The sequence below is a fragment of the Bacillus sp. JJ783 genome (assembly GCF_036963225.1).
In the GTDB taxonomy this organism is placed as follows: Bacteria; Bacillota; Bacilli; order Bacillales; family Bacillaceae_G; genus Bacillus_A; species Bacillus_A cereus_U.
Genome location: NZ_JBALMG010000153.1, coordinates 3,133 through 25,213, shown reverse-complemented (window position 1 = coordinate 25,213; position 22,081 = coordinate 3,133). Strand labels below are relative to the sequence as shown.

Genomic DNA, 22,081 nt, shown 5'->3' with positions numbered 1-22,081 from the left:
TATATAAATTTAAATGATTTGAATGTAGACTTGAAAAACCTAGTAGCTTTTCTACTAAAAAAAACAAATAAAGCAATCCATTTCCATAAAAAAAGATTGGCTGAGGCCAACCTTTTTTTATACTTATTCATTTCGAGTTGGTTTTGGTGTAACACCTAAATGCTCATTTAACTTATTCGAAATATCTTTCACATTTTTTTCGTTTGGAATGTAATAATAAATACCACCAATACGTTTATCCGTTCCTTCTATTTGCATTTTTTCCATTTGCAGGTCAGATCCAGCCATATTTTTCGTAATAGCAAGCATATCATCAAACGTTAAGTTTGTTTTCATATTTTTATCAACTGCATCAAGTAGAGAGCCCATTTTACTAATAGATTGAACAGACATTGCTTTTTTCGCAATTGCTTCAATTACAAGTTGTTGTCTTTGACCACGCATTGCATCACTGTCAATTTTACGCGTTCTAGCAAGTGCAAGGGCTTGTTCTCCATTTAAATGTTGGAAACCTTTTTCTAAATGAATCATACCTGCTTGATCTTTACTATCTTGTTCTGTGAAAGTAACCGGTACATCAATATCAATACCACCAATTGAATCTACAATTTGTACAAATGACTCGAAGTTAAACTTCACATAATAATCAACTGGAACATTTAAAAATCGTTCCACTGTATCTCGTGTACTTTCAACACCACCAAATACGTGTGCGTGTGTAATTTTATCTAATTTTTTTCTAGATGGAATATAAACACGTGAATCACGTGGAATACTTACTAATTTAACTGACTTATCATCTTTATTAATTGTCGCTAATAAAAGTGCATCTGTCCGAACTGCTTCGCCGTATTGGCTTTTTCTCATTTCACTTCCATCTACACCCATGATTAATATTGAAATGTTATCCTTTAAAGGTTCAACTTCTTTATCACGCTTTGATGACTTATCAATTTTTGCATACGCATCACTTACAACAGCTTTTGCCTTGTTATATATAAACGATCCATATCCTACTCCTCCAAAAACAAGTAGGAAAAATGGAATTAAAATGAACCATTTTATTGATTTTCTTTTAGAACGTTTTTTACTGCTTCTCGTATCTTGTTCTAATTCAGAGCTCATGTTCATTCTCCTCTCTTTCTCTTTTCCTAGTATAATGTATGTCTAGTAATCTTCATATTGAATTTCCTTTCAATCACCTTACAATTTTGTAAGGTTACTTCATGAATCCAACATGTATTCCATTTCACATTATACTCTTGTGCTTATTTTTGGCAAGTCACTATTTATCAACTTAAAAAACCCAATACTTCGGAACATTCAGATTTGCAGAATTATCATTCTGTTATTTGAGGTAGTAAGATTTTCATCTCACAATTTAGTAGGAGTAAAGAGTCAAGTTTGTGCCGTAAAATTTTGATTGGTGATGACTAATAATCAGTGAGAGATAAATCCCCCACTGATTAAAGTTTCACTTTATTATTTCTCATTTGGTGTGTATATTATTTGCTTCCCATTATTATTAATTAAAGCTGACTTTGCTTTTATTTTCGTTTGTTCTATTTCCACATCATCATTAGAGAAATTCACAATGATTTTAATGTTTTTTCCATATGAAGCAGATTGTACTAACTTATCTTCTGACAAATATGCAAAGTTCGTCATTTCTTCTTTTACTGCCTTTTCATGAACTTCACTCCAAACTTTGAGATGCTCTGTAATTTCTTTTTTATGCTTATTCCACTCTACTTCATCTAAATGGTACAAAGGAGGAACATTATACAATAACTCATACAACATACGATTTCCTACCTCATCTTTTACTTTCAAACTTCCCCATTCCCAGTGATGCGTTGTAATAACGGAATCATTGTATACTAATTTATATAACGGTACCGAATATACCGGATTTAAATATACTTGTTTATATTCTTCTTTCAACGGTACTTGTTTTGCATATTTTTCAGGAACATTTTGATTTGGTGACCAATACCCACCGACATAATACGGGCTTGTTTTATTTTTCCTCATATCTTCATCGTCCCATTTAATAACTGGCGTTTCAATTCCATGAGCAAATGCAATCGTACTACTCGCAAAATCATTTCCGCCCTCTGAGCCAACTACCATACCTTTTTCTTGTGCAATATAATCCATTCGTTTTAATCGTGCTTTTAAATCTTGTTCTTGTGTCGTTAAATGTTTTGTTGAATAATCATCATAAATTTCGCCCGTCGCGTCACAATCAATAAACCATGAATTATATTTAGGGCCATTTTGTAATATATCGTTCATTCGTTCTTTTACACTAGGAAGTGATAATGTCGGATTTAATTTTCGGCCTCTCCCTAAAAACCCTTGCACTTTCTCTCCATTTTTCTTCGTTACAGTTGCTTCTTCATATAACGATGGGTCATTAAAGGAAGCTGTGTTCCAATTTTTATCACCTTTTTCATGAATGGAATGATAAGAATCATACGGACCAACTAAATATCCCATTTTCTTAGCTTCTGTAACAAAATTAGGTTGCATATATCCTTGTTCCCAGTTCGGTAGACCAATCCACGCCTTTTCTATCCCGGCCTCTTTCATTTCCTTTAGTATATCCGTTCCATCTGCATTACCCCATTTACTTACTTCTTCAACCGCATCACCGAGTACTGACTTTAGTAAATGTTTATTTAAGCTATACAGCTCTGTCTTCGATAAGTGATCTACACCTTTCTTTAATAACACACTAGCTTCCTGATCAACTTTCGGGAAAATATCCTCTTTATACAATTCCTTCATTGATAATGCTTCGTTTACATAACGCAAAATAACATTTTTTTGATACTTATCAATGAAATCTTGTTCACTTACTTGTTCAAATACATTCAGTTCCCCAGGCTCTGAACTATTCTTTTGAATAAGCTCTTTTATATGGCTAAACAGCGGACTATTTATTTGCTCCCTTAGCTTTGGCCAATTTACATTACTTTCTGATAAACCATTTTGATTCCAAAAATAAAAATGACCTGCACCGTAAAGTTTTTCAATTTCTTTATTTTTTCTTGCCTTTTCTTGTAATGTTTTAAATTCACCTTTTTCAATAATATTGTCCTTGTATAGTTTTGCGATACTTACTGCATCATTATTTGTCACATATAATTGAAAGCCATATGTTTTATTTTTATTTATACTCGGGAATTCATGTGTAAAATCAAACCCTATTTTCGGATCTGAATGAAATTTCAATTCATTATTAAACATATTATTCGCAATATATACGATCGAATATTTAGAACCATTTAATGCAAAAAACTTCATAGAAAATGATTCAGCAAATGAATACGAATCATCCTTTAAAAACTTCTTCCAATTCTCATCATTACTTGGAATTTGCTTACCTTCCCATAATGGAAGTGTATAATTTTCAGCTTGTACTTTCGGCCATGTAAAGCTTTCTGCACCAGTCGATTCCACTTCGATATTTAAGTGATCTTTTTTCTTTTCTAAGTTTACTTTTACTTTTTGATCTGGATATTCCCACGATGTATGATCCTTGTCTTTTTTAAAATTCGATACCTTCATTTTTGGTAACGGTTGTGATGCCTGTTCCTTTACACCATCATGTTCTACAGTTAACGTAAAAGTCTCTGGATTTACATCGTAAGTAAAATCTTTATACGTCGCTTTCTTTATTTTAGACTCTTGTAAAGCATTATTACCTTTTACATCACACCCGACTAAAGTCGAAAATGACATAGTAGTAAGAAGACATATTGCTATCATTTTTTTCATCTTCTGCACCTCCACCACTGAATATACAGGTGCTTTGTTACAGGAATGTGGCAAAAAATAATAGAGCTAGCATAACGCTAGCTCTATTATGAGTATAAAAAATTCTCAAATAACTATAATTTATTTTTTAATATGTAATACAGCGGGACTTTAATCCTTGTTTTTTACTCTCACAAATAATGTGATTAAACAAATTAAAGTTTCACTAGGCTTTCCTTAACTGAAAAAGTAAGTGTATATAATATATCCTAAAACTAGCACTAAAATTAATATCCCTGTACCTTTCCAATTCATGCCCCCTGTTATATCAACAGGGCTACCTGATTCCGCTCTATTGAGCCCATCATTCAAAGAACCGGTAGGGTTATTTTTTAACTCACTTTGTCTTATGTGTTCTCTTTTTTCTTCTGGTGACTCTTTTGAACTCATATAATCACCTCCAAAATTAATACGCTCTTTACTGAATTATACAATACTCATTTTCATTTTATATGCTGATTTAAAATATATTTACAACATAAAAAAGCTAGCGATGCTAGCTCTTTTTATAATCCAATATGTTCTTCCTTATTTACAGTAATCCCCTTATGATCGATCTCAAGCTCACATACTTTCATAGCTGTAAATACTTTCGCTAATTGCTCAGCGATTTCTTGACGCTTCTCATACGGCGTTAATATGAAAATGGATGGCCCCGCACCGCTAAGCGCCGTTCCATATGCACCAAATTCTTTTGCACATTTACGAATAGATGGTAATAGCGGTACGAGTTCTAATCGATACGGCTCGTGAAAATGATCTCTTTCCATCATTTCACCTACAACTTCCCACTTCTTTTGACAAAACGCAGCTACTAATACGTTGCTTATCGCACTAGCTTTAACTGCTTCATGAAACGGAAACATTTCTGGTAATACAGATCGGCTTTCATCTGTATTTAGCTCTTCATTTGGAATAAGAGAAATTACGCCTAATTCCTTACTTTCAATTCTTACAACCGAAACATTCTTTCCATCAAGTGCTCCGATTACAGTTCCACCTAATATAGAAGCAGCAACATTATCTGGATGCCCTTCAAAATTTGTAGCAATTTGAACTTTTTGATCAGTTGTTAAGTTCAAATTGCCAAGTTGATTTGCAAGCTCTATTCCTGCTACAATCGCTGATGCGCTACTTCCTAGCCCTCTTGTCAGCGGAATATTACTAGTAACTTCTATTATATGGGGTGATAAAGAAGGACATACTTTACATGCCGTGCTAACAATTAAATTTTTATCGTCTTTTGGAATTGAATCGTCAAAAGAATGTATCACTTGCCACTTATCAGCTTCTCCCTTTACACTTACTTCTAAATATAATGACAAAGCTATTCCAACAGAATCAAATCCTGGTCCAACATTCGCTGTACTAGCAGGAACACGAACTCTTAGTGGTATCACGACATAATCACCCCTTTAATATGATCTTTAATTTGTTCTATATCATTTGACACACTTGCAATATCAAATTTATTAGAAGAAATTGCGATATCAGGATCTTTTAAACCATTTCCAGTTAAAACTGCAACAACTGTTTCGCCTTTTTTGATTTTTCCAGATTGAACATGTTTAATGACGCCCGCTAATGAAGCATTCGATCCTGGCTCTGCAAAAACCCCTTCCGTTTTTGCTAACAATCTATACGCATGTAATATTTCTTCATCTGACACCATATCTATTTCACCATTAGACTGTTCGGCAGCCTCTACTGCATACGACCAACTTGCCGGATTACCGATGCGAATCGCTGTTGCGATTGTTTCAGGTGCCTCAATGACATGTCCTTTTACAATTGCTGCTGCTCCTTCCGCTTCAAAACCGTGAATTCTTGGCTTCTTATAGCCTTTTTCTTTCTCATATTCACAGAAACCTTTCCAGTATGCTGTAATATTACCCGCATTCCCAACTGGGATAGCTAAAACATCTGGTGCATTTTTCAACTGGTCACAAATTTCAAATGCTGCTGTTTTTTGCCCTTCAATTCGGTAAGGATTTACCGAGTTAACTAATGTAATTGGCTCCTCTGCAGCAATATTTCTTACAGCCTTAAGTGCATCATCGAAGTTCCCTTCTATTGAAATAATTTCCGCTCCATAAGCGACCGCTTGTGCTAATTTCCCATGCGCAATCTTTCCTTCCGGGATTACGATAATACATTTCATTCCGAGGCGGGCCGCGTATGCTGCAGCTGATGCTGACGTATTACCTGTTGATGCACAAATGATTGCCTCCGAACCTTCTTCTTTCGCCTTAGCAACTGCCATTACCATACCACGATCTTTAAACGAGCCTGTCGGATTCGCTCCTTCATACTTCCCGTATAACTGAATCCCTAATTGTTTTGATATATTTAATAATGGAATAAGGGGTGTATTCCCTTCCATTAAGCTTACGTCAGGTGTGTTTTCATTCACTGGTAAATAAGAAGCATATTGTTTTAATAATCCTTTATACATATTGTTTTTCCTCCTCAATAATATAGTAACTGTTTATTTCACTTGCGACAGCTTCTATCGCTCCTAAAACTCGTTCAAATTGATACTTTGAAGTTTGATGTGTCACAACAACGACTTCTGCAAGTTCCCTATTTAAAGGTAATTGAATAACTTCTTTTAAACTTACAGAATAATTAACGAAACATTTTGTTACTTTTTGCAACATCCCTGGCTCATCTCGTAATGAAATACGTAAGAAATATTTCGAAACAACTTCTTCATCTCCTTGTAATTCGTAAGGCACTGGTTCTTTTAACGCACTTTTATTTTTCGGAACTTGATTCATATTTTTAACGATTGAAATAATATCACTTACTACAGCAGAGCCAGTCGGTAACTTCCCTGCTCCAGGCCCGTAAAACATCACTTCTCCTACTGCTTGGCCGTGAACATACACCGCATTGAACTCATTATTTACATTCGATAACGGATGATGACTTGGTAATAAAGTCGGTTCCACACTTAAATGAATGGCTGATCCGTGTTTCTCCGCCTTACCAATTAATTTCATAGTAAACCCTAACTTTTCAGCCATTTGTAAATCTTCTTTTTCGATCTTTCGAATCCCTCTTACTTGCACATCATCTAAAGAAACATTCATCGAAAACCCTAAGTTCGCAAGGATTGCTACTTTTCTCGCCGCATCTAGTCCATCTACATCTGCTGTCGGATCTGATTCTGCGAATCCTAATTTTTGTGCTTCCTGTAAAGCCTCTTCATACGACCATCCATTTTGACTCATCTTTGTTAACATGTAATTTGTTGTTCCATTTACAATTCCCATTATTTTTTCAATTTGATCCGACGCTAACCCGTCTGTTAATCCTCTTAATATTGGAATCCCACCCGCTACACTTGCTTCATAACATAAATCACATTCATTTTTATTTGCCAATTGCAAAAGCTCCGCACCGTATACGGCCATTAAATCTTTATTTGCTGTTACGACATGTTTCTTACTTTGCAAAGCCTTCATAATATGTTGTTTCGCTTCTTCAATTCCGCCCATTACCTCTACTACAATATCAATATTTGAATCATTTAGAACTTCATCGACATTACTTGTTACTACGATTCCATCAATGCAAACATCACGTTCTTTTTCCAAATCACGTACAACGACTGCCTTTACCTTTACTGCATATCCTGTATCAAGAGCAATCTTTTGATAATGTTCTTTCAAAATATGGACAACACCACTTCCGACAGTACCTAACCCTAATACCCCAACATTAATAACATTATTCATCTTCTAATCTCCTCCTAAAATTTTATTGTTTATCTCTATCAATCACCTTGCTCTGCCATTTTTCCATGCAGGTGGTGGTTATTTCCGTACGTACTAATCGTTTCATATTACCGCACCTCCTTTCAAAGTAATAAAAAAACACACTCATCCCTAGGAAAGGGACGAATGTGTTTTCGTGGTTCCACCCTTGTTCCAACCTAGACTTATTTTCTTCTAGATTGCTCAAGTTCAGATAACGGCTGATACCGTCAATAATTACTAGATTACTCGTTCACTATTGAAGTTCAAAGGTGGTAAGATCATTTCTCGTGTTAGGAAGCTCACAGCCTTGGCCTCCCTCTCTGTAAACCGTAAAAATGATTTCATGTCCTTATCGTTACTTTTTCGTTCATGTTTATTTGTTAACTCATTATACTCGCATAAAAAACAAAATCAATACTATTTTTTAATTATTTTTAATTTTCAATCTAAAAACTATAAAAAAACACACTCATCCCTAGGAAAGGGACGAATGTGTTTTCGTGGTTCCACCCTTGTTCCAATCTAGACTTATTTTCTTCTAGATTGCTCAAGCTCAGATAACGGCTGATACCGTCAATAATTACTAGATTACTCGTTCACTATTGAAGTTCAAAGGTGGTAAAATCACTTTTCGTGTTAGGAAGCTCACAGCCTTGGCTTCCTTCTCTGTAAACCGTAAAAATGATTTCGTGTCCTTGTCATTACTTTTTCGTTCATGTCTATTTGTTAACTTATTATAGTTATCAACTTTTTAAAAAGCAAGCCTATTTTTATTAACTATTTTCAAGGTAATTTTTTATTATATTTCACAATAACATTATACAAATGTTCCTCTTATTACCTATATTGTAAATTTTCAACCTATAAATCAGCCATTTACATATAAATAAATTGTTCTAAAACGAGAAGCCTCCCACTCCCTAAAACTATATTTATAAAATATTTTCAATACAATCTTTTCGTATAACTTTCTTCTAAAGAACGTGCAACTTCCTCTTCTGACGCATTCACTTTCGCATGTTCCATTAACATTTTTGCTGCTGAAGGTAACTCTCTTTTATTTAACCAAGATTCTGGATCCCACATCTTAGAGCGAATAAAAGCTTTTGCGCAATGAATATAGCATTCTTCTATTTCAACAACGATTCCAAGTAACGGATTACGTCCATTAGCCTGCATTTCTTTCAAAATTTCTTCATCGTTTGTAATATATGCTTTACCGTTTATTCGGAGTGTTTCCCCAAGACCAGGAATAAAAAAGATTAATCCTACGTGCGGATTCGAAATAATATTTAAAATAGAGTCTATGCGACGATTACCCGGTCTTTCAGGGATGATAATTTTATTTTGATTTAATACATATACAAATCCAGGTGCATCTCCTCTCGGCGAAGCATCACACTCTCCTAATTTATTTGCAGTAGATAACACTAAAAAAGGAGATTTAGACAGAAAATCTACACAATGATGATCAAGTGATGAAATAACTTTTTTCAAAGCCCGTTCACTTGGTTGCCCCAATATTTGTCGTAATTCTTCCTCTGTTGAAATAATTGATTTTATTTCCTTACTTTCTATCCCCACTTATACCCGCTCCTTTTTCTTTATTTTCCCAAAATTCAATACAAATATTGTATAATAAAATTTGCAGAAAGGGGAATTAAAATGACAGAGTGGTTAACGATATTTGATACTGAAGGAAATACACTTGGAAAAAAATTACGTGATGAAGTGCATCGCGATGGCGATTGGCACGAAACATTTCATTGCTGGTTTATAGAAAAAGATGATGAAGATATGTTCTTATATTTCCAATTGCGCTCTAAAAATAAAAAAGAAGCTCCGGGTATATGGGATATTACTTCAGCTGGACATATTATGCATGATGAAGATGTACAAATTGGTGGCCTACGTGAAATTGAAGAAGAATTGGGGCTTTCCTTTCAAACTACTGATTTAGCATACAAAGGAATCTTTAAAATAGATTATGAAATTTCAAACCTTATTGATCGTGAGTTTTGTCATATGTATTTTCACAATGTAATAAAACCACTTTCATTTGCACCAGGTGAAGAAGTAGACGATGTGATGAAAGTACATGCAACATCTTTTCTACAACTATTAAAAAGAGATATTTCATCTTTAACGACTATTTCTGCTCTAAACAGTAAACCGATAACGATGACATTTGAAGATATTTATCCATATGACCTTGAATACTATGAATTTGTTGTAGAACAAGGAAAAGAATTGCTAAAAAATAATAGTTTGTAAATAATATATGACTCCCAACTTAAATTACTCGGGAGTCATATTTTTTCATTATTTCTCAAGTATCTTTAACCTTTTCTCTACTCGTATAAATAAACGTATGATTAACAATAGCATAACAATCATAATCGCTATCATTGTATGTGTATATCTAAACAGTATACTAATAACACTTCCAATTAACATCATAATGAATCCATTTTGTTTCATCACTTCTGCACTATACCTGTTACCCGCATCCCATAATTCTTTATTTTTCATAGATCGTTTCGTACGGTAACCATATGCTGCGTTAATATCCGTTGGTGGATTTTTTTGAAGAATAAGTGCAGCAAGTATAAATATAACACCAATTAATATGCTCATTCCTATGTTTACTAGTACATCTATCAATTATATCCACCTCCTAACTTACACTTTCATTATACTATACAACTTTAAACATCCCAATTATTAACATTTTTATTTTCTCTCTTTAGATGTCTGAAACATACTTGGAAGTGTTACAAAACGTGCTCCTTTCGTTTTTAACTGCGGAATGATTTTGTCTAGTGCATCTACAGATCCTTGTAAATGCCCACCTGGAGTTGAATGTTGCAGTATGACACTACCAGGAAATGAATTCCCTAACACATTATTTGTAATCGTATCAGCACTTACACCTTTCCAATCAACTGTATCAACACTCCACTGTACAATCATAAAATTTTGCTCAGTCGCCCAATTCAATTGATTTTCAAGTATTTCACCATACGGCGGACGTATAAATTTAGGAGCATAGCCAGCTAAACGCTTTAATATTTCTTCTGTTTTTATTATTTGATTCCGGTACTCTGTCTCATTTACTTTCGCTAAATTCGGATGACTATACGTATGATTACCAATTACATGCCCTTCATTCGCAATACGCTTTACTACGTTCGGATACTTTTCAGCATTTTCACCAAGCAGGAAGAAAGTAGCTTTCACATTATGTTGTTTTAACCTATCTAAAATTTTTGGCGTAAATACTAAATCTGGTCCATCATCAAATGTAAGAGCTACTTCCGCTTTATTGTATGGTCCTGAAAATGCATACGCATATTTTTCGACCCACGAAAATGGTGTCCATGATCCACGATCTTCTTTTATTTGAACTTCATAATTTTGAGGAACATGTAAAGCGTATGGCAATGAACTTATATAGTCTCCATAATAAAATGAGTTATATGGCATATAAGCATACGAAACATTTCGCTCTAATCCCCATTGAAATGGAACGAACATCTCTGGTGAATAAAAATAATACATGATAAAAACCTCCCTAAAATTTCATATGTGATTCAGCTGCACTTTGTTAGAGAAATTCTTATTCATGAACAAAAATAAGACTGTCCATAATTAGGACAGTCTTACTTCTTTATATTATTAATAAATCGATGTACTATCTTTCGGCAAAGCTTTCACATGTTTTAAATAACTCGTCACTTTGTCATCATCATCTTGCGGATATTGATATCCATATGTGTTAGCAATTTCGTTCGCAACTTCCCTAAATAAATCACCCATTACAAAGAATGACTCCCATATATTTTCATATTCTGCATTTGAAAATGTCTTTCTAAATTGCTCCCACGTATCTTTTTCAACATATTGCTCGAAATGCTTACCAAACTTTCCGGTATTCACTGTAAAATTTGTTTTCATGCCAATATGCCATTCTATCATTACGATTAACATATCTCGCATTGGGCCTTCAAGCATTCCTTTCGCATAAGAAAGTTCCTCGCGCCATAACCCTTTCCCTACATTTGTGCTGCACCACCAAAATTCATTACAGCAATCGAAAAACTCTTTTTCTGTAGGCTTTTTTATAACGTAATCTTTATCACTTGCTGGCGGAAATTCTCCAATACAATTGTCTTTATCCAGTAGTAATTTACTTAAACTATCCTGTCCAATAAATTTATTTATTAAATCCACTGGAACTAGCATTAAATCCATCCGGTTTCCATCCATAAACTGCATTAAATACGGAAATTTCCCGTCTTCATCTGCTGGAACTAACGACATTTCTTCCGGCATTTGAACAATCATTATTTCTCCAAATCTATGAATCCAATTATGATTAGATGTAAAAGGTTGTACTTCTTTTACAACATAAATAATATCATAGTCTTGAAAACAATCTTTTTTCACATTCGGATTCACACGTGATCCATTCATGATGACAGCTCGAATTCTTTCATCCTCTTTTGCTGTATTTATAATTAAGTCTAGCATTTCTTTTTCAGTTCTCATCTACTTATATCCTCCAATTTTTAATATATAATATAGCGCTATGTATATTGGAGGTCCACGAGCTAAATGCGTTACATATTATAATTTTTGAAACTTCTTTTTCATCCCTTTTACCTCCTTACATCGCTCTTTTACGACTACCATTACAAAAAAACATCGTACTGAAATGCTATAGCACTTACACACGTGAATCAATAGCTATTAATTCATAGAAACGGCCTATCCCTTTTTAATACTTTTCTACCATGTGCATTTAATTATACCGAAAATTCTGTTTTAAACAAAAAAATAAAAAAGGAACACCCACTCCATTACAGAATAGATGTCCCTTCTTTGTTGATAAATGTAGCCCTTACGGATTAGTAGACCAAAGTCCTGCTGATTTAATAAATGTACGTTTATTTAATTTCAGCTGTGCTACGATAAATTCTGCAATATCTTCTGCTTGCATTACTTTATCAGGGTTTCCATCAGTTAACCCTAAATCTACAGCCATATCAGTTGCTACTGTACTTGGAGTTAAAGCTGTTACACGAATGTTATGTTTACGAACTTCCATCGCTAACGATTCTGTTAAGCCAAGAACACCAAATTTAGAAGCACTATATGCACTTGTTACAGGCGCGCCTTTTTGTCCTGCTGTAGATGAAATATTAATAATATCACCAGATTGTTGTTCAATCATGCTTGGTAAAGCGGCACGAGTTGCATAGTATACACCCATTAAGTTTACTTGAATGATTTTTTCCCAATCAGCAACTTCTAATTCTAAAAACTTACCGAACTTAGAAATACCAGCGTTATTAATTAAAATATCGATAGACCCTAAACCGTTTTTTAACGTTTCAATTGCAATCGTTACCTCTTCGTATGAAGATACATCAGCAGTCGCAATAACAGCTTTTACGCCTTCTGCTTCCACTTCTTTCGCTACAGCTTTTAAGTTTTCTTCTGAACGAGCTAAAAGACCTACATTTACGCCTTCTTTCGCTAATGCGATCGCTACAGCACGACCAATACCTCTACCTGCTCCTGTAATTAAAGCATTTTTACCTTGTAATAATTCTGCCAAGTATAACACTCCTTAATCTTCTCAGTTGTTTATCATATTAAAAGTGTATCTATGTTTATGTAAAAAGGCAATGATGCACTTTCATGTGCGTAGGTTACTTCTAGGTAACTATAGAAAGTTTTTATTTATCCCGCATTAACGAGCAGTAAGAACCCCACCTCAAAATTCAGTGGAAGCAAAGAAGTTAGGTGGGGGATCAACTGCCCGTAAAAGCCCGATTGGTTCAACTAATAATCAGTGGGGGATGAACAAAACCCCCACTGATTAAAGTTTCACTTTATAAGTCTCATGTTTTTGCCATAATTCATGTAAAATAAAAATAAATCCAGCATAGGGGAGTGTATGTGTATGAAAAGAAAAAAATGGTTCTTGTCACTAACTGCAGTCGGACTATGTATCATATTTTTTGCGATGTACTTTATATTTGGTAATCCACTAAATTATAAAGTAATAGAAAAAGATACTAGAAATTATCTCCATACTATAAAAAACTATAAGCAAGAAGAAATACAAAGCATAACCGGAAAATATACTCCCATTTATAATATCGGCTATTATGCAGAGGTAGTATATAAAGACGAACCCTATTTTACATACTCTTATACATACGATAATAATAATAAAATAATACAAGACAACGGTATTTTAGGAAGACATACTGAATTATTTGAAAATCTTAATTTAAACTGGTCTTTGTTTGACCAGTTAGTAGATGGTATTCATAAAAACTTGCAAGAAAGAGGTTTAAGTGAAAAGAAGGATTATTCTATACGACACGTTCATTTTATTGATATAGATAGTGATAGAAATGGTGCAGAAGCATATGTTGACTTTAAGAAAGATAAAGAATCAGATTACTCATATCGTATGAATAGCGAAGGAAAAGCTTATCAATATAATTGCAGTAATGGTAAATGCATTTTTAAAGAAAAATAGTGTTAGGAGGGAAACCTTCTAACACTATTTTTCTTCATGATTCGGAATACGCACAATAAATTCTGCACCATTCCCTTCCTCACTCTCGACTTTTATTTCTCCTTGATGAAGGTCGAGTACTTTTTTTACGATGGCCAAACCTAAGCCACTTCCCCCATAAGTACGATTTCGTGAAGAATCCGCTTTATAAAAACGTTCAAAAATATGTTGTTTCTGTTCTTCGGATATACCAATTCCCGAATCACGAATACGTACTTCCACTAATGTCTCGTTTTCTTTTAACTGGATTGTAATCGTGCCACCACTTGGAGTAAATTTAATACTATTATGAATTAAATTAATCCACACTTGATTCATACTTTCTTGATCGGCAATTATATGCACTTTTTCTAAATCAAGGTCTAATTCAATTTCTTTTTCATCCCAAAGCGGTTCACTATTTAGCACAATTTGCTTTAATTGTTGATCTAATCGATAGTTCACTTTTTCTGGTGTATACTCTTCCGACTCTAAAAGGGTGAGCTTCAGTAAATTTTGGCTCAGTTTAGATAATCTCGTCGTTTCAGTTTCAATAATAGTAAGGTAATGCTTTCTTTTTTCCTCAGAAAGATTATTATCTTGTAACGCTCTAGCGAACCCTTTTATAGAAGTTAATGGCGACTGTATTTCATGCGATACATTCGATACAAATTCCTGGCGCAGTTTCTCCATCGCATTCAGTTCATCTGTCATATCATTTATACTCTTTACGAGTACACCAATTTCGCCATCATACTTTTCTTCATTCCGTATTTTTACAGAGAAGTCCCCTTTTGCAATTTTTTGTATCGGTTCAATGATCGTCCAAATCATCGCCTCTCGCTTCGGTCTCATTAATATTCCGATCAATACCCAAATAAGAACAATAAATACAAAACCGACCATATCACTAATTAGAAACGTAACAAAAGGCGATACGTTTATTTCCAGAGCTTTCATTACACTAGACGATACAAAAAAGGCTATAGACCAAATTATAGTAAGAAAAGTAAAGAGCGCTATTATCGCCCCCATTACTTTTAACATCTTCATCTTACTCATTCGTTTTCTTTGTCTCATTTACTTACCTCTAAGCGATACCCTAAACCCCTTATCGTCTTTATACTAAACTTCGATTGCTCTTCTTGAAACTTTTCACGCAACCGATTAATATGAACGTCTAGCGTGCGTTCATTCCCTTCAAAATCATATCCCCATACGTCTTCAATTAATTGCTCTCTTGAACAAGTTCTTCCCGCTTTAGATCCTAATGTAAAGAGTAACTCAAATTCTTTTAGCGGCAACGTTACCGTTTGTTCTCCGGCGTTAACTTCAAATGTTTTACGATTTAACAGTACATTCCCAACTTGAATAGATTGCGATACTGTAATTTGGTAACGTTTCAATAATGCCTTCACTCTCACAACTAATTCTAGAGGATCAAATGGTTTCACAAGATAATCATCTGTTCCGAGGTGAAACCCTTTTATCTTTTGAGATGTTTCTCCTTTAGCAGTTAGCATCAAAATCGGAATATCATAGTATTTTCTTAATTCAAAACACAAATCAAACCCATCCATATTTGGCATCATAATATCAAGAATCGCCATATCGACTTTCACTTCTTCTATTTTTCGAAGAGCATCTAATCCATCAACGGCCTCATATGTTTGAAAACCTTCTCGTTCCAAAAATACAGAAACAAGTTCTCTAATGTGCGGATCATCATCTACAATTAATATTTTAGGTATCAAGGAATCATATCCTTTCTGCTTAACATACTTTTTAGCACTCTAAAATCAACAATCAGTGAAGTGCTCCCTCACTGATTGTTTTCATTCTATAATGCTCCTTCTTTAATTTTCAACTGCTGCATTGCAAATTCACGGTACATGTCATGTGTCCGTAATAACTCATCATGTGAGCCACTTCCTGTAAGATTCCCTTTTTCAATAAAGATAATTTTATCTGCATCTACAACAGTAGAAAGTCTATGTGCAATAACTAAAGTTGTTCTGCCTTTCATTAAGTTATTTAATGCCTTTTGAACGACAGACTCTGATTTACTATCCAAACTTGAAGTCGCTTCATCTAACATAAGGATTTGCGGATTTCGTAGTAACGCTCGAGCAATCGCAATTCGTTGTCTTTGCCCTCCAGAAAGCTTCACACCGCGCTCTCCAACCTCTGTTGCGTATCCACTTGGTAAATCATGAATAAACGCATCAACATACGCCATTGCTGCTACTTTTTCAATTTCTTCGTCAGTCACTTCGCCCTCAACACCATAGCAAATATTATCACGAATCGTTCCATCAATTAACGGACTATCTTGTGAAACGTAACCAATTTGACGTCGCCATGACTGTAATGAATATGCTGTAATTGGTTCTTTCCCTAATTTTATGAAACCACTAGTCGGCTCATAAAAACGTTCTAACAGCGAGAATAAAGTTGTTTTCCCGCTACCACTTGGTCCTACAATCGCTGTTACTTTTCCAGATTCAATCGTGAAGTCGATATTTTTCAATATTTTCTCTTCTTCGTTATACTCAAAATGTACATTTTCAATAACGATCGGCTGCTTCGCATTTGTAACATTCATACCTGTTTCATGATCTTCTACTTCATATTCTAAAATCGTATTAATTCTTTCGGTTGCACCAATTGCTTTTTGGAACTGCGTAAAGAACATAGATAACTGACTCATCGGCATAATAATTTGAACTAAATACAAAATAAATGCTACAAGTTCACCTGTTGTTAATGCTCCGCTAGAAACTCGCATTCCACCATACCCTACGATAATAACAAGCAATGCCATTAAAACAAACGACATAACTGGTGAAATTAATGCTTGCACTTTTCCTTCTTTCAAACCAAATTGCAATAATTTTTGGATACCTGTATTCCCTGTTTCATATTCTTTTTTTTCCGTATTTGAAGATTTCACTAAACGAATTTCTGATAGTACTTGTGTTAATACACTAGTAAAAGAAGCCGTTTCATCTTGAAGTGCTTTTGAAATCTTATACATTTTCCGTCCAAGTGGAACTAAAATTAGTACCGATAACGGAATAACCGTTAAAAGTAAAATTGTCATTTTCCAGTCTAAAACAAATAATACAATTAATGACCCAATAATTGAGATACCGCCTGTTAATAAGTTTGACAAATGCTCAGAAATTAATGTTTTAACAACACCTGTATCATTTGTCATACGACTAATTGTATCTCCCGTTTTGTTTTGGTCATAATAAGACACTGGTAAAATAAGTACCTTTTTCCACAATCGTTCCCTAAGTCCAGCCACAATTTTTTGTCCAATATAATTCAGTAAATAAATAGACAATCCTGCAGCAATTGTTTGAATAATAAAGAATGCAATTAATCCAACAATTTGTCCCGTACTAATTGAGGAAAGTGAAAAATTATCAACTAAACCTTTTGTCAGCATTGGAATAAACAAACTCGCTCCAGTAGAAAGTAAGCTCATTAGTAATGCAAAAATAAGAATGCCTTTCGGTGGATTTGTATCTTGAATGAGACGTAAAAACTGCCTCCAATTCCCTTTTTTCTTTTCTGTATTCCTAACTTCCATTGTCGTTCATCTCCTCGTTATAAACAAAACTATTATCTCTAAAACTAGAATACGCTATAAATGTAAACTGAATGTAAACACACTTTTTCTATTTTTACAAAATATACATATAAACTCATCTTTACAACAAGTGTAAATATCTGATATTATTACCTGGTACTTATTATTATTCTATGTGAATTATAGATAACTAATTTAAAATACTATATAAATCTCCAGTTATTGAAAGGAGTATCCTTTTTGCAAACAAATACACATTCCGAAAAGGAAACAATCATTTTTATTCATGGATTAGTTGGAAATCGCCGCGCCTTCAAAAAAGAGCATAAACGATTTTCTGCATCCTACAACATTATAACTTATGACTTATTAGGTCACGGCGACGATAAAGGAGAAGCTATCGACTTTTCAATACAGCGCCTCGTAGATCAATTATTGAATTTGTATGAAAAAGAGGGAATTAAAAAGGCTCATATTTGTGCCCTAAGCTATGGCTGTTATATCTCTACGACATTTGCACAAATGCATCCAGAAAAAGTATTGAGCATTTGTCATATTGGTGGACATTATAATAACCCTTCCCGTTTATATAATGTTTTTCAGAATTTTTGGGAAAAACGTGGTGATGAATATTCATCTTGGCTTTCTCAGTATGCTAGTACTATTTTTCCAAGTGGAATACTAAGGGCAAATCCGTTCGCTGTTATTTCACGAAATATTTATTACCGTTTCGGATTACAATTACACTCGTCCATTATTGCTGAGTCATTACGACACCGCTTAGAATTCGACTTAAAATCTAAATTAAAAGCACTTCCCCATCCTATATTATGGGTGATGGGAGAACATGATCATCTCTATAAATCTTGTCTCTTTGATTTGAAGTCCATTCTTCCGAACGTTTTATATAAAGAAATTCCATTAGCAGGTCATGCAGCAAACTTATTCCGTCCAAACTATTTTCATGATTTATATGCTAAGTTTTTGCATGGAAAATTGACATAAAGTGAAACTTTAATCAGCGAGGATTTGTCCATCCCCCGCTGATTATTATCCCGCAAATAGCAGGATAAATACTACTATACTGTTAGTTTATCCAACTATGAAAAAGGCTTCCCAAGTTTCCCTGGAAAGCCTTTTCTCTATACGAAAAGTATATAAAATACTTTTTCTTAGTATGCTTTTGTGTAACCTAATAGGTGCTTACTCCAGTAAGAGTTGCTTACAGAGCTAATGCGTACACCAGTTGCGTCAGTTTCTGCACTGATGAACTGTCCATTACCTAAGTAAACGCCCATGTGAGAAGGACCTGATTTATAAGTATTTTGGAAGTATACTAAATCACCTGGTTGTGGACTGTTAGTCTTTGTTTTAGAGCTCCAGTATCCAGCAACTGTTTGACGAGCGCCTTTATGACCAGTTTGATTTAATACGTAGTGAATGAATCCACTGCAGTCAAAACCAGCAGGTGTTGTACCAGCAGTTCTGTATGGTGAACCATTTAAAGATCTAGCGAATCCAGCGATTGAAGATGTATCTCCACCTGTTGGTGCTGTTGGTTTTTGTACTTGGTTCGTACCTTGGTTCGTACCTTGGTTACCACCAGTAACTACATTGTTCACTCCGCCTTTTACAAACTTAACAAAGTCTGCACTTACGTAACCAGTGCGGCCATTATGGTTAATTTTATACCAACCATTTTCAGCGCCAGTAACGTTTAATACTGTACCGTTTGTTACCCCACCAATTACAGGGTTATATGTAGCTGGACCTGTACGTACTTTTAAAGCACCTGTGTTAACAACATATGATCCACCAGTTTGAACTGTAGTAGTATTGTTGTTGTTGTTTGTAGTTGGTTGCTGAGTTTCGTTAGATACAGCTGAACCACCTTTTGTTACGAAGTCTTTGCTTACGTATCCAGTTCCACCATTGAAGTTAATTTTAAACCAATCTTGAACTTCACCTACAACTTGAACTGTTTTTCCTTTATTTACAGAACCTAAAACAGTATGAGATGCACTTGGGCCTGTACGTACGTTTAATGAAGAAACGTTTACTGTGTAAGTACCTGTTCCTTGCTGAACAGTAGTAGTAGTTCCTTTATTGCCACCAGTTGTTACGAAGTCCCCACTTACATAACCTGTTTGACCATTTACACTAACTTTGAACCAACCGTTTTCTTGTCCAATTACTTGAAGTACTTGACCTGATTTCACTTTAGAAATAACGTTATGTCCTGTACCAGCACCTGAACGTACATTTAATACATCAGCTGTTACTGTGTATTTTAATTCAGAAGTTGTTTCTACCGTTTTTGTTTCAGTTACAGTCGTTTGAGTTTGAGTTTGAGTTTGTCCATTAATTTCTTTTAGCGCATCATTTGAAACTTGTGCATGAGCAGAATCCATTCCAGGAACTGCTACACCTACTACAGATGCTGCTGCTAAACCTGCGATTACTTTTTTCATAAGTTGTCTTTACTTCCTTTCCCTACTATCCTCTTGAGAAAACTATAAACTTAGTACTTTACAATATTATCAAAGTAAAATATTCATCCAGTTCCATTTTTTAGCAAGAGTTTTATTTTTCACACATCGTTTATTTTAAACGATTGAAGTGAATTTAGTGTGAACTTCATGTGAACTTTATCGTTAAACAGTGTGTTTTTGCAATGCTTTTTTCAAATTTCTTATGTATTTCATTGAAAATTCGACATCCCATTCATTATCTTAATATATATTTTTCTTTTGCTATCCACTTTAAAAAACTCTATTAATCTAATACAATGCAAAGAATGTATTTTCTAGTAAAGTCCCTTCCATGAAGCATACTCTTCTCATGACAAAAAATGCTTTTTTTTATCAATAGTATAATATTTTTAGAAAACTATTTTTGATATTATCCATCGTTTTTAAAAGGTTTGACGATTTGTAAGATTTAACTCCAAAAATCCTGTTCTAATTTGACGAAAATGCACATTCCACTATCTATTTTTCACTATCTATGGAATTTCCAGGATATTTATATTATCATATATAAAGTAGGATTTTAATCCATACAAATTTTATTCACCCCACACTGAAACCAATCGAACTTTTACAGGTCGGTATTCTATACGTATCATTGAATTTTGATATGGAAGCCTTACTGCCCGCAAATAGTGAGATAAAAAAAGGAGATATATTTATGAAAAACATAATAGATGATCCTATAAATAAAAATATAGAACTGTACTATGCTTTTTTTCAATTCGTTTCAATTATAACATTACAAAAAGTATCAACTATTGAAACACGTAAAAACAAATTAAAAAATCAGATGAAAAATTCCTACAAAAAAAATCCTTACTACTTATAAAAGGTGAACAGATTATATCTCTGTTCACCTTTTATTTTTTATTTTATTTGTAAATTTTCACACGAGTTTCTAATGGCTGATATTCTTTATCTCCTGCCGAAACTACCGGTTTACCAAATGGCATTTGCGCAGTTAACTTCCAGTTTTCAGGTACATCCCATTCTTTTCTTACTTCTTCATCAATCAGCGGGTTATAATGCTGTAATGTAGCACCAAAACCTTCAATCTCTAACGCTGTCCAAATCGCAAATTGCAACATTCCAGAAGATTGCTGAGACCATGTAGGAAAATTATCTTTGTATAGTGCAAAGTTCTCTTGCAAACTTTCTACTACTTTACTATCTTCGAAATACAAAACTGTTCCATAGCCACTTTTAAATGCATTCATTTTCTCTTCAGTAGGTGCAAAACTATTTTCAGGTACAATTTTTCGTAACGTTTCTTTCGTAACGTCCCATAACTTGTCGTGTTGTTCACCTAGTAATACAACAACCCTTGCACTTTGGGAATTAAAAGCCGAAGGTGTATGTTTCACAGCATGATAAATCACTTCTTGAATTCTTTCATCAGAAACTACTTGCTCTTTACTAATCGCGTAAATAGATCTTCTGTCTTCAATCGCTGAGTAAAAATCTTTTGCCATTACAATTCCCTCCAATTTTTCATTTGAGGCAGTATCATATGTACGAAGCATATAATGCCCCTCGAACTTATTATTAATAAGTTCTTAACTTAATAATATCAACAAACAAAAACAAACTCAAATGATATCACTTGAGTTTTTACTTCCTATACGTCAAAGAATAAAAAAACAGTTTATTGTCACCAAAATCAAGGTTCAATAAACTGTCTGTCTTATTTTTATCCCGCTATTTGCGGGCAGTAAAACTCCCACCTCAAAATTCAGCGGGAGCAAAGAAGTTAGGTGGGCGATCAACTGCCCGTAAACGCCCG

The 22,081-nt window shown here is 34.2% G+C and carries 20 protein-coding genes and 2 other annotated features; of the genes, 4 read left to right on the top strand and 16 right to left on the bottom strand.

The window, feature by feature from the left end:
* Positions 1–123: 123 nt before the first annotated feature.
* The 7 genes from V7038_RS25625 to V7038_RS25595 form a co-directional block, all read right to left on the bottom strand.
* The gene (locus tag V7038_RS25625) at positions 124–1,125 is read right to left on the bottom strand and encodes an LCP family protein (RefSeq protein ID WP_002202333.1); all 1,002 of its coding nucleotides are present in this window, start codon (positions 1,123–1,125) and stop codon (positions 124–126) included.
* A gap of 357 nt (positions 1,126–1,482) precedes the next feature.
* Positions 1,483–3,786: a glycoside hydrolase gene (locus V7038_RS25620; RefSeq protein ID WP_335695828.1), complete on the bottom strand. Its 2,304-nt coding sequence runs from the start codon at positions 3,784–3,786 to the stop codon at positions 1,483–1,485.
* Between the two features lie 216 nt (positions 3,787–4,002).
* Positions 4,003–4,215, bottom strand: a complete 213-nt coding sequence (locus V7038_RS25615; RefSeq protein ID WP_002200831.1) for a DUF6366 family protein — start codon at positions 4,213–4,215, stop codon at positions 4,003–4,005.
* Between the two features lie 116 nt (positions 4,216–4,331).
* Positions 4,332–5,225, bottom strand: coding sequence for a homoserine kinase (thrB, locus tag V7038_RS25610; RefSeq protein WP_002202336.1), 894 nt, complete (start codon positions 5,223–5,225; stop codon positions 4,332–4,334).
* Positions 5,222–6,280 carry a threonine synthase gene (gene thrC / locus V7038_RS25605; RefSeq protein ID WP_002202337.1) on the bottom strand — a complete coding sequence of 353 codons (1,059 nt, stop codon included), beginning with the start codon at positions 6,278–6,280 and terminating at the stop codon, positions 5,222–5,224. The genes thrB and thrC overlap by 4 nt, the downstream gene beginning before the upstream one ends.
* The gene (locus tag V7038_RS25600) at positions 6,273–7,568 is read right to left on the bottom strand and encodes a homoserine dehydrogenase (RefSeq protein ID WP_335695827.1); all 1,296 of its coding nucleotides are present in this window, start codon (positions 7,566–7,568) and stop codon (positions 6,273–6,275) included. The genes thrC and V7038_RS25600 overlap by 8 nt, the downstream gene beginning before the upstream one ends.
* 154 nt (positions 7,569–7,722) lie before the next feature.
* Positions 7,723–7,954: a binding site (T-box leader), on the bottom strand.
* Positions 7,955–8,068: 114 nt separating this feature from the next.
* Positions 8,069–8,300 (bottom strand) — a binding site (T-box leader).
* 234 nt (positions 8,301–8,534) lie between these two features.
* Positions 8,535–9,173 carry a pyridoxamine 5'-phosphate oxidase family protein gene (locus V7038_RS25595; RefSeq protein WP_002200835.1) on the bottom strand — a complete coding sequence of 213 codons (639 nt, stop codon included), beginning with the start codon at positions 9,171–9,173 and terminating at the stop codon, positions 8,535–8,537.
* 81 nt (positions 9,174–9,254) lie between these two features.
* Here V7038_RS25595 and V7038_RS25590 point away from each other — a divergent pair, with 81 nt between their 5' ends.
* Entirely contained in the window at positions 9,255–9,863 is a 609-nt protein-coding gene (locus tag V7038_RS25590) for an NUDIX hydrolase (protein ID WP_335695826.1), read from the top strand.
* Positions 9,864–9,911: 48 nt separating this feature from the next.
* Here the strand turns inward: V7038_RS25590 and V7038_RS25585 are convergent, their stop codons facing one another.
* From V7038_RS25585 to V7038_RS25570, 4 genes are all read right to left on the bottom strand, one after another.
* On the bottom strand, positions 9,912–10,250 hold the full coding sequence (locus V7038_RS25585) for an SdpI family protein (RefSeq protein ID WP_070128245.1): 339 nt from the start codon (positions 10,248–10,250) through the stop codon (positions 9,912–9,914).
* A gap of 72 nt (positions 10,251–10,322) precedes the next feature.
* Positions 10,323–11,150: a peptidoglycan-N-acetylglucosamine deacetylase gene (locus V7038_RS25580; RefSeq protein WP_002200838.1), complete on the bottom strand. Its 828-nt coding sequence runs from the start codon at positions 11,148–11,150 to the stop codon at positions 10,323–10,325.
* Between the two features lie 117 nt (positions 11,151–11,267).
* A complete protein-coding gene (locus V7038_RS25575; RefSeq protein ID WP_002200839.1) occupies positions 11,268–12,140 on the bottom strand; it encodes an aminoglycoside 6-adenylyltransferase in 873 nt (290 codons plus the stop codon).
* Positions 12,141–12,492: 352 nt separating this feature from the next.
* Positions 12,493–13,212 (bottom strand): 3-ketoacyl-ACP reductase, encoded by a 720-nt coding sequence (locus tag V7038_RS25570; RefSeq protein WP_199661651.1) that lies wholly within the window; start codon positions 13,210–13,212, stop codon positions 12,493–12,495.
* Between the two features lie 342 nt (positions 13,213–13,554).
* Here V7038_RS25570 and V7038_RS25565 point away from each other — a divergent pair, with 342 nt between their 5' ends.
* The gene (locus tag V7038_RS25565; protein ID WP_081338471.1) at positions 13,555–14,148 is read left to right on the top strand and encodes a DUF3139 domain-containing protein; all 594 of its coding nucleotides are present in this window, start codon (positions 13,555–13,557) and stop codon (positions 14,146–14,148) included.
* A 24-nt stretch (positions 14,149–14,172) separates the two neighbouring features.
* Here the strand turns inward: V7038_RS25565 and hitS are convergent, their stop codons facing one another.
* From hitS to V7038_RS25550, 3 genes are all read right to left on the bottom strand, one after another.
* The gene (gene hitS, locus V7038_RS25560; protein ID WP_002200841.1) at positions 14,173–15,246 is read right to left on the bottom strand and encodes an envelope stress sensor histidine kinase HitS; all 1,074 of its coding nucleotides are present in this window, start codon (positions 15,244–15,246) and stop codon (positions 14,173–14,175) included.
* Positions 15,243–15,920 (bottom strand): envelope stress response regulator transcription factor HitR, encoded by a 678-nt coding sequence (gene hitR, locus V7038_RS25555; RefSeq protein WP_002158263.1) that lies wholly within the window; start codon positions 15,918–15,920, stop codon positions 15,243–15,245. Before hitR ends, hitS begins: the two co-directional genes overlap by 4 nt.
* 86 nt (positions 15,921–16,006) lie before the next feature.
* Positions 16,007–17,767 carry an ABC transporter ATP-binding protein gene (locus V7038_RS25550; RefSeq protein WP_335695825.1) on the bottom strand — a complete coding sequence of 587 codons (1,761 nt, stop codon included), beginning with the start codon at positions 17,765–17,767 and terminating at the stop codon, positions 16,007–16,009.
* Between the two features lie 240 nt (positions 17,768–18,007).
* Here V7038_RS25550 and V7038_RS25545 point away from each other — a divergent pair, with 240 nt between their 5' ends.
* Positions 18,008–18,772: an alpha/beta fold hydrolase gene (locus tag V7038_RS25545; protein ID WP_002141349.1), complete on the top strand. Its 765-nt coding sequence runs from the start codon at positions 18,008–18,010 to the stop codon at positions 18,770–18,772.
* A gap of 167 nt (positions 18,773–18,939) precedes the next feature.
* Here the strand turns inward: V7038_RS25545 and entFM are convergent, their stop codons facing one another.
* Positions 18,940–20,238 carry an enterotoxin EntFM gene (entFM, locus tag V7038_RS25540; protein WP_215587648.1) on the bottom strand — a complete coding sequence of 433 codons (1,299 nt, stop codon included), beginning with the start codon at positions 20,236–20,238 and terminating at the stop codon, positions 18,940–18,942.
* Positions 20,239–20,956: 718 nt separating this feature from the next.
* On the opposite strand from entFM, the gene V7038_RS25535 reads away from it, so the two are divergent.
* Entirely contained in the window at positions 20,957–21,127 is a 171-nt protein-coding gene (locus tag V7038_RS25535) for a hypothetical protein (RefSeq protein ID WP_002086168.1), read from the top strand.
* A 43-nt stretch (positions 21,128–21,170) separates the two neighbouring features.
* On the opposite strand, the gene V7038_RS25530 is transcribed toward V7038_RS25535, so the two are convergent.
* Positions 21,171–21,770 (bottom strand): nitroreductase family protein, encoded by a 600-nt coding sequence (locus V7038_RS25530; protein WP_335695829.1) that lies wholly within the window; start codon positions 21,768–21,770, stop codon positions 21,171–21,173.
* Positions 21,771–22,081 lie beyond the last annotated feature (311 nt).

Excerpts from the sequence above, each read along its gene's own strand:
- V7038_RS25625 (WP_002202333.1), bottom strand. The coding sequence starts at position 1,125 with ATGAGCTCTGAATTAGAACAAGATACGAGAAGCAGTAAAAAACGTTCT.
- V7038_RS25620 (WP_335695828.1), bottom strand. The coding sequence starts at position 3,786 with ATGAAAAAAATGATAGCAATATGTCTTCTTACTACTATGTCATTTTCG.
- V7038_RS25615 (WP_002200831.1), bottom strand. The coding sequence starts at position 4,215 with ATGAGTTCAAAAGAGTCACCAGAAGAAAAAAGAGAACACATAAGACAA.
- thrC (WP_002202337.1), bottom strand. The coding sequence starts at position 6,280 with ATGTATAAAGGATTATTAAAACAATATGCTTCTTATTTACCAGTGAAT.
- V7038_RS25600 (WP_335695827.1), bottom strand. The coding sequence starts at position 7,568 with ATGAATAATGTTATTAATGTTGGGGTATTAGGGTTAGGTACTGTCGGA.
- V7038_RS25590 (WP_335695826.1), top strand. The coding sequence starts at position 9,255 with ATGACAGAGTGGTTAACGATATTTGATACTGAAGGAAATACACTTGGA.
- V7038_RS25580 (WP_002200838.1), bottom strand. The coding sequence starts at position 11,150 with ATGTATTATTTTTATTCACCAGAGATGTTCGTTCCATTTCAATGGGGA.
- V7038_RS25575 (WP_002200839.1), bottom strand. The coding sequence starts at position 12,140 with ATGAGAACTGAAAAAGAAATGCTAGACTTAATTATAAATACAGCAAAA.
- V7038_RS25565 (WP_081338471.1), top strand. The coding sequence starts at position 13,555 with ATGTGTATGAAAAGAAAAAAATGGTTCTTGTCACTAACTGCAGTCGGA.
- hitS (WP_002200841.1), bottom strand. The coding sequence starts at position 15,246 with ATGAGACAAAGAAAACGAATGAGTAAGATGAAGATGTTAAAAGTAATG.
- V7038_RS25550 (WP_335695825.1), bottom strand. The coding sequence starts at position 17,767 with ATGGAAGTTAGGAATACAGAAAAGAAAAAAGGGAATTGGAGGCAGTTT.
- entFM (WP_215587648.1), bottom strand. The coding sequence starts at position 20,238 with ATGAAAAAAGTAATCGCAGGTTTAGCAGCAGCATCTGTAGTAGGTGTA.
- V7038_RS25535 (WP_002086168.1), top strand. The coding sequence starts at position 20,957 with ATGAAAAACATAATAGATGATCCTATAAATAAAAATATAGAACTGTAC.
- V7038_RS25530 (WP_335695829.1), bottom strand. The coding sequence starts at position 21,770 with ATGGCAAAAGATTTTTACTCAGCGATTGAAGACAGAAGATCTATTTAC.